General features: G+C 66.2%; 10 protein-coding genes. 5 read left to right on the forward strand and 5 right to left on the reverse strand.

The genetic code is table 11. The features are described from left to right. The first annotated feature begins 154 nt into the window (after positions 1-154). Both XH92_RS04370 and XH92_RS04375 read left to right on the forward strand, forming a co-directional pair. Positions 155-499 carry a DUF952 domain-containing protein gene (locus XH92_RS04370; protein WP_168470963.1) on the forward strand — a complete coding sequence of 115 codons (345 nt, stop codon included), beginning with the start codon at positions 155-157 and terminating at the stop codon, positions 497-499. After that, positions 496-1,593 (forward strand): quinone-dependent dihydroorotate dehydrogenase, encoded by a 1,098-nt coding sequence (locus XH92_RS04375; protein ID WP_194458142.1) that lies wholly within the window; start codon positions 496-498, stop codon positions 1,591-1,593. The genes XH92_RS04370 and XH92_RS04375 overlap by 4 nt, the downstream gene beginning before the upstream one ends. A 150-nt stretch (positions 1,594-1,743) precedes the next feature. Here the strand turns inward: XH92_RS04375 and XH92_RS04380 are convergent, their stop codons facing one another. The 5 genes from XH92_RS04380 to XH92_RS04400 form a co-directional block, all read right to left on the reverse strand. After that, complete coding sequence (locus tag XH92_RS04380; RefSeq protein ID WP_194458143.1) at positions 1,744-3,069, reverse strand: MATE family efflux transporter; 1,326 nt, start codon at positions 3,067-3,069, stop codon at positions 1,744-1,746. A 114-nt stretch (positions 3,070-3,183) separates the two neighbouring features. Further along, positions 3,184-3,918 (reverse strand): MBL fold metallo-hydrolase, encoded by a 735-nt coding sequence (locus tag XH92_RS04385; RefSeq protein WP_194458144.1) that lies wholly within the window; start codon positions 3,916-3,918, stop codon positions 3,184-3,186. A 21-nt stretch (positions 3,919-3,939) separates the two neighbouring features. Then, a complete protein-coding gene (locus XH92_RS04390) occupies positions 3,940-4,245 on the reverse strand; it encodes a DUF6460 domain-containing protein (RefSeq protein WP_050426362.1) in 306 nt (101 codons plus the stop codon). A gap of 96 nt (positions 4,246-4,341) precedes the next feature. Further along, on the reverse strand, positions 4,342-6,225 hold the full coding sequence (locus XH92_RS04395) for a cisplatin damage response ATP-dependent DNA ligase (RefSeq protein ID WP_194458145.1): 1,884 nt from the start codon (positions 6,223-6,225) through the stop codon (positions 4,342-4,344). Continuing rightward, entirely contained in the window at positions 6,222-7,301 is a 1,080-nt protein-coding gene (locus XH92_RS04400) for a ligase-associated DNA damage response exonuclease (protein WP_194458146.1), read from the reverse strand. The genes XH92_RS04395 and XH92_RS04400 overlap by 4 nt, the downstream gene beginning before the upstream one ends. Before the next feature lie 131 nt (positions 7,302-7,432). On the opposite strand from XH92_RS04400, the gene XH92_RS04405 reads away from it, so the two are divergent. From XH92_RS04405 to XH92_RS04415, 3 genes are all read left to right on the forward strand, one after another. After that, positions 7,433-8,359, forward strand: coding sequence for a methyltransferase domain-containing protein (locus XH92_RS04405; protein ID WP_194458147.1), 927 nt, complete (start codon positions 7,433-7,435; stop codon positions 8,357-8,359). A gap of 279 nt (positions 8,360-8,638) precedes the next feature. Beyond that, a complete protein-coding gene (locus tag XH92_RS04410) occupies positions 8,639-9,865 on the forward strand; it encodes an ABC transporter substrate-binding protein (protein WP_194458148.1) in 1,227 nt (408 codons plus the stop codon). A 297-nt stretch (positions 9,866-10,162) separates the two neighbouring features. Further along, positions 10,163-12,925, forward strand: coding sequence for a ligase-associated DNA damage response DEXH box helicase (locus tag XH92_RS04415; RefSeq protein WP_194461104.1), 2,763 nt, complete (start codon positions 10,163-10,165; stop codon positions 12,923-12,925). Positions 12,926-12,969 lie beyond the last annotated feature (44 nt).

Raw genomic sequence — 12,969 nt, forward strand, 5'->3', positions numbered from 1 at the left:
TTCGCAAATCTGCTGTCGGATGTGTCGCAGCGCCGCTTGAGTTGCGCCGCCGCCGCCGATACGGTCCCTCGCTCGCCAATTGGCGTCTGGGGCATTTCCCCTCAAATCCGGATAAAACCCCAAGAGACTCAAGGACAAAAGGGAAGGCCGCGCCGTGCCCATGATCTACAAAATCACTCCCGCTTCGGCCTGGCGCGAGGCCGAGCGGCAGGGCGTCTACCGGGGCAGTGCGGACGACAATCGCGACGGCTTCATCCATTTTTCGACCGCTTCCCAGGTGGCCGAGACCGCGCGCAAGCACTATCACGGGCAAACCGGCCTGTTCCTGGTCGCGGTCGATGCCGATGCGCTCGGCGACGCCTTGCGCTGGGAACGCTCGCGCAATGACGAGCTGTTCCCGCATCTCTATGGCGAGCTCGACCTCGGCGCGGTCACCGAAATCCTCAGCCTGCGCGCGCGCTCCGACGGTGGCCACGATGTTCCGGAGCTCAAGCCGTGATCCGTGCCTTCGACGCCTTCTCGCTGCCGCTGCTGCGCTGGTTCGATCCCGAAGATGCCCATCGCATGGCGATCCAGGGCCTGAAGCTACTGCCGCCGATCCGGCAGCGGGTGGATGATCCCAAGCTCGCGGTGCGCGCTTTCGGGCTGAACTTTCCGAACCCGATCGGCATGGCGGCGGGTTTCGACAAGAGCGCCGAGGTGCCCGACGCGCTGCTGCGGCTTGGTTTCGGCTTTGTCGAGATCGGCTCGGTGACGCCGAAGCCGCAGGCCGGCAATCCGCGGCCGCGGCTGTTTCGTCTCGAGCGCGACGAGGCCGTCATCAACCGCATGGGCTTCAACAATGACGGCGCGGAAGCGGTGCTGCGCCGGCTCGCCGCGCGCGCCAGCGGCGGCGGCATCATCGGGGTCAATGTCGGGGCCAACAAGGATTCGACCGACCGCATCGCCGATTATGTGAAGCTGATCGAGACCTTCGCCCCGGTCGCGAGCTATTTCACCGTCAACGTCTCCTCGCCGAATACGCCGGGCCTGCGCAATCTGCAGCAATCGGCGGCGCTCGACGATCTGCTGGCGCGGGTAATCGACACCCGCGAGCGGGTGCGCAAGAACGCCGGCGACTCGCCGGTGCTGCTGAAGATCGCGCCGGATCTCAGCCTCGCCGAGCTCGACGACGTCGTGCATATCGCCCGCTCGCGGCGCGTCGACGGCATGATCGTCGCCAACACCACGCTGGCGCGTCCCTCGACCTTGCGCGAGGAGAACCGGGCCAAGGAGCAGGGCGGCCTGTCGGGCCGTCCGCTGTTCCGCCTCTCGACCCGGATGGTGGCCGAGACCTATGTCCGTGTCGAAGGCGCATTTCCGTTGATCGGCGTCGGCGGCATCGATAGCGGCGGCGCCGCGCTGACCAAGATCCGCGCCGGGGCCAGCCTGATCCAGCTCTACTCCTCGCTGGTCTACAAGGGCATCGGCCTGGTCGACGACATCAAGCGCGATCTGTCGTCGACTCTGCTGCGCACCGGCCGCGACTCGCTGTCGGAAATCGTCGGCGCCGATGCCGCGACGATTACGGCCGAGGACTGGCCGGTGAGGTAACGGCTCTCTCGTGCCCCGGATGCAGTGCAGCGCGCCGCAGTGGTGGCGTGGTGCGCTGCTGGTCCGGGGCCCATGGTTGACATAGGTCCCGGCTCAGCGGCGCGTCACTTCGTGCCGCACCGCGTCCGGGACACGAGAGGCTTAGCCGAGTCAGGTAGCCTTGAACGACTTCCGCAGCAGCGCCGGATAGCGCAGGCCCTGCAGGCCACCGCGCGCGACGTAGAAGCCGAGCAGCGCGATCCACAGGCCGGTGTTGCCGAACGAACTGAGCGCCCACCAGGTGGCGAGGAAGATCGCAAGCGAGGCCAGCATCAGATTGCGCATCTCGCGCGCCCAGGTCGCGCCAACATAGATGCCGTCGAAACCGAATGCGAACACGCCGGGTAGGGGCGCCAGGATCACGAACAGCAGGAAATCGCGCGCATAGCGGCGTACATCGTCGCTGGTCGTCATAAGGTTGATCAAGGCGGGGCCGAACAGTGCGAACAGCACTGATACCACCAGCGCAAAGCCGACGCCCCACAGCAGTACCAGCCGGGTCGAATCGGCAAAGCCGCGTGCGTCGCGCGCGCCGAACGCGCGACCGCAGAGCTGCTGGGCGGCGTTGGCGAGGCCGTCGAGGAAGAAGGCGCTCACCAAGAGGAAATTGTTCAGCACCGAATTCGCGGCCAGCGTCACGTCGCCCTCGCGCGCGCCCTTGGCGGTGAAGAACAGGAACACGACGATCAGCGCCGCGGTGCGCACCATGATGTCGCGGTTGACCGCCAGCATGCGCATCAGCTTGGCGCGGTCGAACAGCGTGGCCGCGGGAACGGCGAAGCCCGTTTGTGAGATCCGCCACGCCACGACGATGCCGACAGCGAAGCCGGCGGTCTCGGCCAGCACGGCGGCGATTGCGGCGCCTGCGATGCCGGCGCCATAGGCCTGCACCAGCAGCACGGTTGCAATCATGTTGATCAGATTGATCACGATCTGCAGCGCCAACGCCAGATTGGCGCGCGCCTGCCCGACCAGCCAGCCCAGGATGACATAATTGCCGAGCGCCAGCGGCGCCGACCAGATCCGGATCATGAAATAGCTCTTGGCCGCGCGCGTGACGCCTTCGCTGCCGCCCATCAGCTGGAAGGTGATTGCGGCGAGCGGCACCTGCAGCACGATCAGTGCCGCGCCGATCAGGCCGGCGACGATGAAGCCGCGCACCAGGATCGCGGCATATTCCTGCGGCTCGCCGGCGCCTTGCGCCTGCGCGGTGAAGGCCAGCGTGCTCATGCGCAGGAAGGCGAACAGCCAGAACAGGCAGTCGAAGATCACCGAGGCCATCGCCACGCCGCCGAGCAGCGCGGCATCGTCGAGCCGGCCGATCGCGGTGGTCGAGACGATGCCGATCAGCGGCGTGGTCAAGTTGGCGACCATCGCCGGGCCGGCAATGGCGAACACCTGGCGGGTGGTGATCTTCGGGTGAACGGGTGCGTGCATGGCTACGATTGCAAGGAACAGGCGTTTCTATCCCGACATCCGTCGCGCGACCATGCCGGAATTGTTCTCAGAGCAATGCGGTGGCGGAGGGGCAGCCGACAAGGCATGGCATGGTCAGAACGTCACGACCATGCCGTCGCTCGCCGCCGTGTAGGGCAGGCTGTCGACGCGGCCGAGCATGTCGTCGCTCATATGGGTCAGCACCACGCGCCTGGCGTTGATGGCCGGCAAATGAGCTTCCAGCACTTTCAGGCTGAGATGGTTCTTGACCGTCTTGTCGTAGGTATAGGCCTCGACGACGAAGAGATCGGCGTTTTGAGCGGCGGGGATCAGCGCGTCGGTCCACTCGGTGTCGGCGCTGTAGCTGACGACGCGGCCTTCCGCTTCGACGCGATAGGCGAGAAACGGCCCGCCGGATTCGCCATGCACCACCGGGTAGGGTGTTACGGTCACCTCGCCAAAGCCGCGCCGTTCCTGCGGTGCGAGCGTGACGACGGACAGGTCGAAGCGCTGTCTGGTTTTGGACGAATGCTCGAACATCACTTCCATCACCGCAGGCAACTTCGTTTCGATGCCTTCGGGCCCCGCGATCACCAGCGGCCGGGTGCGGCGGGTGAACTGTGCATCGAGCAGGAAGAACGGCAGGCCGGCGAAATGATCGCCGTGGAAATGCGTGATCAGGATCAGGTCGATCGCGTTGCGATCGATCTCGAGCCGCTTCAGTGCCGGCAGCGAGGACGTGCCGCAATCGATCAGGAAGTTGACGCGCGCGCCGCTGACGTGGAAGCAGGTGTTGAAGCGGCCTCCGGAACCGAACGCATCGCCGCAGCCGACAAATTGCAATTGCATCGGCTGCGGACTTTCCTTTGATCAGCGGCCGCGCGGCGCGCCGAACAGCCGCGACAACAACCAGATCGGGATCACGATCACGGCGCCGAGCAGGAAGTAGCGCCAGGCCCAGTTGATCGCATCGAAGCCGAAATCCCAGAGGCTCTGGAACAGCCGGCGGATGCTGTACAGAATGTTCCACGGGTCGAGGCCGATCGCGGCAAGCACGACGCCGACCAGGATCGAAAGCAGGATCAGCCGGAACGCCACCGACAGCGGCGATCCGCCGAGAAAGCGGTACAGGCCGTCACTGTGGCCGGCCGGCAAGTCCCGGATATTGTCTGGCATTGCTGTCTCCCGCGGAATCGCCCGCATTATAGGTCACGGCGGAGCACATGGGAAACCCGTGAGCCGCGATCAATGGCTGTCATGCGGCTTGCGGGTTTAACTTCCTGTCATGGAGATTAACATCCGTTCAAGCGTCTCCAGCCGGTCGGCTTCGCGCGGCGGCTTGTCCCAGCGCAGGCGGCTGATCCGGGGAAAACGCATCGCGACGCCGGATTTGTGACGCGGCGAGCGCTGCAGACCCTCGAAGGCGACTTCCAGCACCAGTCCCTGATCCGGCTCGTGCACGACGTGTCGCACCGGACCGAACTTCTCGGTGGTGTTGCGGCGGACGAAGCGATCGATCTGCAACAGCTCTTCGTCGGTGAAGCCGAAATAGGCCTTGCCGACCGGCACCAGTTCGTCGCCGGCCTCGCCACGGGTCCAGACCCCGAACGTGTAGTCGGAATAATAGGACGAGCGCTTGCCGTGGCCGCGCTGGGCATACATCAGCACCGCGTCGATGATGTGCGGATCGCGCTTCCACTTCCACCACGGACCCTTCGGCCGTCCGGGCAGATAGGGCGCGTCGCGCCGCTTCAACATCACGCCTTCGACCGCGTCGGCATCGTCGCCGGCGCCGGCGCTCCTAGGATCGGCGCGCGCTGCGGCCAGCTCTTCCCAGCTTGCGAACGGGACGTTCGGCGACAGATCGATCCGCGGATCGTTGAGCTTGGCCACGAAGGCTTCGAGATGCGCGCGGCGTTCGGTGAAGGGCAGCTCGCGCAAATCGTTCTCGTCGTCGCCGAGCAGATCGTAGGCCCGCAAGTGGATCGGAAATTCCTTGATCAGCTTCGGCGAGACGACTTTGCGGTTCAGTCGCTGCTGCAACACGTTGAAGGTCTGCACGCGGCCGTCGCGCAGCACCAACAACTCGCCGTCGATCGCGCCGGGCAGATGCAGCGAAGGCACGAGGTCGGGGAAGCTGCCGGTGATGTCCTCGCCGGTGCGCGAATAGAGCCGCGCCTGGATGTGGCCGCGCGCGTCGCGGCCGGCGACCGCCTGCACGCGGATGCCGTCCCATTTCCATTCCGCGCCGAAGTCGGCGGCGTCGAGGTTGGCGAAATCGCTGTCCTCGATCGCATGCGCCAGCATCACCGGACGGAACGGCGTCGGATCACTGTTGACCGGCTTGTCGCCGCGGCCTTCGAGCCAGGCGAACAGGTCGAGATAGGGCGGCGACAGGCCGGGCCACATTAGCTCGATCTCGTGCGGGTCCTTCTCGCCGAGTGCCGCAGCTGCCGTCTTCGCCAGCCGCGCCGAGATCCCGATCCGCATCGCGCCGGTGACGAGCTTCAACAGCGCCCAGCGTCCGGTCTCGTCGAGCTCGTCCAGCCAGCGCGCCAGCTGCGCCGGCAGCTCGGCCTTGCCGAGCGTGCGCAATGTGGTGACGACGTCCGTTAGCGTCGGGGGAGGCGGGTTGTTGTGGGCGCGGAGGTCGCGATCGTTGCGCGAGAGCAGATCGTCGCTGACGTCTCGCCCGCGGTACCCCTCTCCCTCACCCTCCCCCGCAAGGGGGGAGGGAACCCATCCACCGGCGCGTCCCTCACCCAAGTCAGTCACCTCGTTATCGCTGTGAGGTGAGCACGACGGGTGGGCTCCCTCCCCCCTTGCGGGGGAGGGTTGGGGAGAGGGGTGGCTCAGCAAAGATTGGTTGTGAGTCGCACCAGCCGCCTTCGGCCACATCAGCGCGACGGTCTCGGAGAGGTCGCCGACGTAATCGTAGGAGTAGCCGAACAGCACCGGGTCGGCGCGTTCGGTGATGAGATCGCGGATCAAGCCGGGCTTGGCGTGCTTGAACGACAGCGCGCCGGTCAGTGCCGCCAGCGCGTAGCCGCGGTCGGGATCCTCGGTCTCGCGGAAATAGCCAACCAGCAGCTTGATCTTGTTGTTGCGGCCCGGCTCGTAGGCGAGGCGGTCGAGCAGCTCGGCGAAGCGGTTCATGGCTTCTTGGTCTCGCCGACGGGCTGGGCCTCGCCGGCGGGCTCGGCCTCGCCGGTCAACGCTTTCGTCTCGCCTTCGTCCTCGTCGCCATAGCCGACCAGATCGAGCGGCTGCGCGGCAAGGCCCTTGGTCTTGCACCAATGCACCAGCGCGTCTTCCTGGCCGTGGGTGACCCAGATCTCGCCGGCGCCGGTTGCCGCGATCGTCGCCGTCAGCCCGTCCCAGTCGGCATGATCAGAGATCACCAGCGGCAGCTCGATGCCACCTTGCCGCGCCCGGGCGCGGACGCGCATCCAGCCCGAGGCAAAGGCGGTGACCGGATCGGGAAAGCGCCGCGTCCAGACATCTGTTGTCGCGCTCGGCGGCGCCAGCGTGATGGTGCCGGCAAGCTCGGCCTTCTTCATGCCGCGCGCGGGCCGCAGCTCGCCGAGCGCAATGCCGCGCTCCTGATAGTAATAGGTGATCTTCTCCATCGCGCCATGCAGATAGACCGGCGCGTCGTACCCGGCCTCGCGCAGCAGCGCGATGACGCGCTGCGCCTTGCCGAGCGAGTAGGCGCCGACCAGATGGGCCCGCTCCGGAAACAGTTTCACGGACGCCAGCAACTTGTTCACTTCGCCGGCGGCATCGCCATGGCGGAACACCGGCAAGCCAAACGTTGCCTCGGTGATGAAGACATCGCACGGGACGAGCTCGAACGGCGCGCAGGTCGGATCGCGGGCGTCCTTGTAGTCGCCGGAGGCGACGATGCGCATGTCCTTGCAGGTGACCGATATCTGGGCGGAGCCCAGCACGTGGCCAGCGGGATGAAAGGTCGCCGTGACGTCGCCGAGCCTGATCTCTTCGCCGTAGGCGACCGCCTGCACTGAGCCGGCGAAATTCTCGCCATAGCGCAACCGCATCATGTCGAGCGTTTCCTGGGTCGCGAGCACGGCGCCATGGCCCGCCCGGGCATGGTCGGAATGGCCATGCGTGATCAGGGCCCGTTCGACCGGCCTGACAGGATCGATGTGGAAGCCGCCGGGCTTGCAGCAAAGCCCGGCCGGGACGGGCATCAGGATGTCTTGCGGGCGCATTGTCGCTATATAGGCGCTCCTTCCGCGATGTTTAGCCATCACGCGCGGGCTTGACCCGCGCAGCCATCTCCGGAAAAAGTCCGTGCTTTCATGGACGGCCTCGTCGGCCAAGATCGGTTCCTTAAGAGAAAATGGCTCCCCGCCTGTTTCTGTCCTCCGGTGACCTCGTCGCCGACCGCCGCTACGAGTTCGCGCGCGACCTGCAATTGAAGGGCGATCTGCCGGCCGCCGCCGAGCTGCTCGAACAGGCGATCGAGCTCGTGCCGAAATTCCCCTCGGCCTGGTACACGCTGGGGAAGATCCGCCTCGAGCTCGGCCAGCGTGAAGCCGCGATCGCAGCCTTCCGCGCCGCGCGCGACGCCGATCCCGAAGACCGCCATGGCGCCGGCCTGCACCTGATGCAGCTCGGCGTCGAGGCCGTCGGCGCGATGCCGCCGGGCTATGTGCAGACGCTGTTCGATCAATATGCACCGCGCTTCGAGGCGGCGCTGGTCGGCGATCTCGGCTATCGCGGCCCGGCGCTGCTGTTCAAGGCAGTGCTGTCGGTGCGCGCGTCGGCGAAGAAGCCGGCCTTCTTCAAGCGTGCGATCGATCTCGGCTGCGGCACGGGCCTTGCGGCCGGTGCATTCGCCGAGCACGTCGATCGTTTCATCGGCATCGACCTGTCGCCGCGCATGATCGACAAGTCGCGCGCCACCGGGCTTTATGCCGAGCTCGAGGTCGACGACATGCTGAAGGGCATTTCGGGCAAGCCGGACGCCAGCGCCGAATTGATCCTTGCCGCGGATGCGATGGTCTATGTCGCCGATCTCGCGCCGGTGCTCACTGAAGCCGCGCGCGTGCTGGTGGGAGGCGGCGTGCTCGCCTTCACCACCGAGACCCATGACGGCGAGGGCGTCATCCTCGGCGAAGGGCTGCGCTACGCCCACAGCGCAGACTACGTGCGCGCGTCGGTCGCCGCCGCAGGGCTGACGCTGGCCCTGCTCGACGATCTCTCCGCGCGCAACGAGGACAACATCCCGGCGCCCGGGCTTGTCGCTGTCGCGACCAAAGCTTGATGCACCCTCTCCCCTTGTGGGAGAGGGTCGCTTCGCGCAGCGAAGCGGGGTGAGGGGTCTGCCTCCGCGGATGCATACCCCTCATCCGTCGCGGACTGCGTCCGCGCCACCTTCTCCCACAAGGGGAGAAGGTAAGAGGGCGACGCATCCCGCTCCGAAACTTGAGTCTACACGCTACGCATTTGCCGTGACGCGGCATTGCGCCGCAAAGCCGTGACTTCGCGCTTGCCCGGCGCAGGGCGGAATGCGAGAGAGCTTTTCGCCTCAGGGAGAGAAACAATGAAAAAACATACGCGGCGCGAATTCGGCGCCACCGCATTGTCCGTGATCGCAGCGTCGGTGCTGCCCGCGCCCTTCGTCCGGGCGGCAGACAAGAAGTACGATCCGGGCGCGAGCGACACCGAAATCAAGCTCGGCCAGACCGTACCGCATTCCGGCCCGGGCTCGCTCTATGGCGTGCTCGGCCGCGTCGGCGAAGCCTATTTCCAGATGCTGAACGACAAGGGCGGCATCAACGGCCGCAAAGTGAAATTCCTCACCATGGACGACGCCTACAGCGCGCCGAAATGCGTCGAGGCGACGCGCCGGCTGGTCGAGCAGGAGGAGGTGCTGGCGCTCTACGGTTCGCTCGGCACGGCGCCGCAGACCGCCGTGCACAAATATCTCAATTCCAAGGGCGTGCCGCAGTTGTTGCTCAACACCGGCGCCTCGAAATGGAACGACCCGAAGACCTACAAATGGACCATGGCGGGCCTGCCGCTCTATCCGACCGAAGCGCGCATCCTTGCGAAACACGTCGTCAGCGTGAAGCCGAACGCCAAGATCGGCATCCTTTACCAGAACGACGATTTCGGTCGCGACTTCCTCGGGCCGTTCAAGAAGGTGCTGGCCGATGCCGGCGGCAAGGCACAGGTGATCCTGGAGCAGACCTACGATCTCACCGATCCGACGGTCGATTCCCAGCTCATCAATCTGTCGAAGTCGGGCGCCGACGTGTTCTACAACATCACGACAGGCAAGGCGACGTCGCAGTCGATCCGCAAGGTGGCCGAGCTCGGCTGGAAGCCGTTGCAGCTGTTGTCGGCCGGCTCGACCGGCCGCTCGATCCTGAGCGCCGCGGGCCTCGAGAACGCCAAGGACATCGTCGCGATCCGCTACAACAAGGAAGTCGGCGTGCCCCGCTACGAGAAGGATCCGGACGTGGTCGCGTTCGAGGAACTGCGCAAGAAGTATTTGCCGAACATCGACCCCGACAACACCATCGCTTTCGCCGGCTACGGCCAGGCGGCGACGATGGGCGAAATCCTGCGCCGCTGCGGCGACGACCTGACCCGCGCCAACGTGCTGAAGCACGCCACCACGTTGGCCGGTTTCCATTCGCCCTATTTCCTCGACGGCATCAATTACAGCTATACGCCCGACGACTACACGCCGATGAAGACGCTCTATGTCTCGATCTTCAATGGCAAGGACTGGGATCTCGCCGGCGAGCCGATGACGGAGTAGGGGGCACGGCACTTCACCTCGCCCCGCTTGCGGGGAGAGGCATAGGCCGCCTACGGCGGCCGTCCTCAAGAACGCCGAAGCTGAGCTTCGGCTATGTCGCATCGTGAGATGCGATCCGGGTGAGGGGGTACAGGTCTCACGACACTCGCCGCTCGCGGAAGCAGCCCCTCACCCCAACCCTCTCCCCGTGATGGACGGGGAGAGGGAGTCGAAGCGTCCTGTCGCTGGCCCCCTGCCACCTGCTGCCATTTCCGTCCCGCCCTCGACGAAACCCGCTGAACCACTTACCTCTTGGGCGTGTCGACGCTCGATCTCTTTTCCGTCCCGCCGTCGGAAACGGCCGATCTCCTGCCGCGCCGGTTTCGCGACTGGTTCGCCTCACGCGGCTGGTCGCCGCGCGAGCACCAGCTCGCGCTGCTGGCGAAGGCGCGCGAGGAACGTTCGGCACTGCTGATCGCGCCCACCGGCGCGGGCAAGACGCTGGCGGGGTTTCTGCCGACGTTGGTGGAGTTATCGGGTGAAACACTTGGCCGCAAGGATTCTCACCTCCCCCTGAAAGGGGGAGGTCGGCACGCTCGGGGGCGCGCCAGCGCAACCGAGCTGGACGGGTGGGGGTCAGCCGCAGGCACGGAGCAAGCGGCTGACCCCCACCCCAACCCTCCCCCTTTCAGGAGGCGGGAGCCTGACGAGCTCACGAGCGGAGAGGCAGCGGCGTCGGCGAGATCGCGTCCCAACCTCATCTCCACCGGCCACGGCGTTCGCCGCTCCAGCGGGCTGCACACGCTCTACATCTCGCCGCTGAAGGCGCTCGCGGTCGACATCGCGCGCAATCTGGAGACGCCGGTCGCCGAGATGGGGCTGCCGATCAAGATCGAGACCCGCACCGGCGACACGCCGGTGTCGCGGCGGCAGCGGCAGCGGCGCTATCCGCCGGATATCCTGCTCACGACGCCGGAGCAGTTGGCGCTGCTGCTGGCGTCCGACGACGCGCCGTTTCTGTTCTCTTCGCTGAAGCGCATCGTGCTCGACGAGCTGCATGCACTGGTCACCTCCAAGCGCGGCGATCTGCTGTCGCTCGGTCTCGCGCGGCTCTGGACCATCGCGCCCCAGGCGCGCGCCATCGGCCTCTCGGCAACGGTGGCCGAGCCCGAACAGCTCGCGCGTTTCCTGGTGCCGCAGCCGGGCGGCGCGAGCGTGTCCGCCGACGTCGTCACCGCCGGTGGTGCCGCGTCGCCCGTTGTCGAGATGCTCGACACAAGGGAGCGACTGCCGTGGTCCGGGCATAGCGCGCGCCATGCGCTGCCCGAGGTCTACGAGCTGATCAAGCGCAACAAGACCACGCTGGTGTTCGTCAACACCCGCAGCCAGGCCGAGATGCTGTTCCAGGATCTCTGGCGCATGAACGACGACGGCCTCGCGATCGCGCTGCATCACGGCTCGCTCGACGTCGCGCAGCGCCGCAAGGTCGAGGACGCGATGGCCGCCGGCCGGCTGCGCGGCGTGGTCTGCACCTCCTCGCTCGATCTCGGCGTCGACTGGGGCGATGTCGATCTCGTCATCAATATCGGCGCACCCAAAGGCTCGTCGCGGCTGATGCAGCGGATCGGCCGTGCCAACCACCGCTTCGACGAGGCCTCGCGCGCCGTGCTGGTGCCGGCCAACCGGTTCGAGGTGCTGGAATGCGCCGTTGCGATCGACGCCATCGCGGAGAATGCACAGGACACGCCGCCGCTGCGCATCGGCGCGCTCGACGTGCTGGCCCAGCACGTGCTCGGTTGCGCCTGCGGCAAACCGTTCCTGTCCGACGAACTCTACGATGAGGTCAGGACCGCAGCGCCCTATGCGTCGCTGTCGCGAACGGATTTCGACGATGTGGTCGACTTCGTCGCGACCGGCGGCTACGCGCTGAAGACCTATGAACGCTTCGCCCGCATCAAGCAGGACAAGCAGGGCCGCTGGCGCGTCACCAACCCCAAGGTGCGGCAGAGCTACCGTCTCAACGTCGGCACCATCGTCGAGGAGACCATGCTGAAGGTGCGGCTGGTGCGCTCGCGTGCCGGCGGTCGCGGTTCGACCGGCGCGATCGCACGCGGCGGCCGCATGCTCGGCGAGATCGAGGAGGTCTTCATCGAAGGCCTCGTACCCGGCGACACATTTGTCTTTGGCGGTGAGGTGGTGCGCTACGAGGCCTTGGTTGAAGACCAGGTCTATGTCTCCCGCGCCAATGATAAAGATGCAAAAGTGCCGTCCTACATGGGCGGCAAGTTTCCGCTGTCGACTTATCTCGCCGAACGCGTCCGAAAATTGCTCGACAACAGCCGGGCCTGGAACGCGCTGCCGGACCAGGTGCACGACTGGCTGTCGCTGCAGCGAAAATTTTCGCGGGTGCCGGCGGTGCGCGAGCTGTTGGTCGAAACCTTTCCGCGCGGCGGCAGCCATTACCTGGTTTGCTATCCATTCGAGGGCCGGCTCGCGCATCAGACGCTCGGCATGCTGCTGACGCGCCGGCTGGAGCGCGCCCGCGCCCGTCCGCTCGGCTTCGTCGCCAACGAATATGCGCTCGCGGTCTGGGGCGTCGGCGATCTCTCCTTCATGATCCGGCACGGCAAGCTCGATCTCAACGCGCTGTTCGATCCCGATATGCTCGGCGACGACCTCGAAGCATGGCTCGCGGAATCCGCGCTGATGAAGCGCACCTTCCGCAACTGCGCCATCATCTCCGGGCTGATCGCGCGCCGCTTCACTGACGAGGAGAAGTCGCGCCGCCAGGTGCTGTTCTCGACCGATTTGATCTACGACGTGCTGCGCAAGCACCAGGCCGACCACGTGCTGCTGCGCGCCGCGCGCGGCGATGCCGCCACGGGATTGCTCGATCTCCGCCGCCTCAGCGACATGCTTGCGCGCATCCATGGCCGAATCACCCACAAGGACCTCGACCACGTTTCTCCGCTTGCCGTGCCCGCGCTGCTGGAAATCGGCCGCGAGTCAGTTTATGGCGAAGCATCCGACGAGCTTCTGGCCGAGGCGGCCGAGGAACTCGTGCGGGAGGCGACGACGTAACGCTGATACTGTGGGGAACAGGACGTGACGGCAAGCGCGCTAGC

The sequence above is a fragment of the Bradyrhizobium sp. CCBAU 53421 genome, assembly GCF_015291625.1.
Lineage (GTDB): Bacteria > Pseudomonadota > Alphaproteobacteria > Rhizobiales > Xanthobacteraceae > Bradyrhizobium.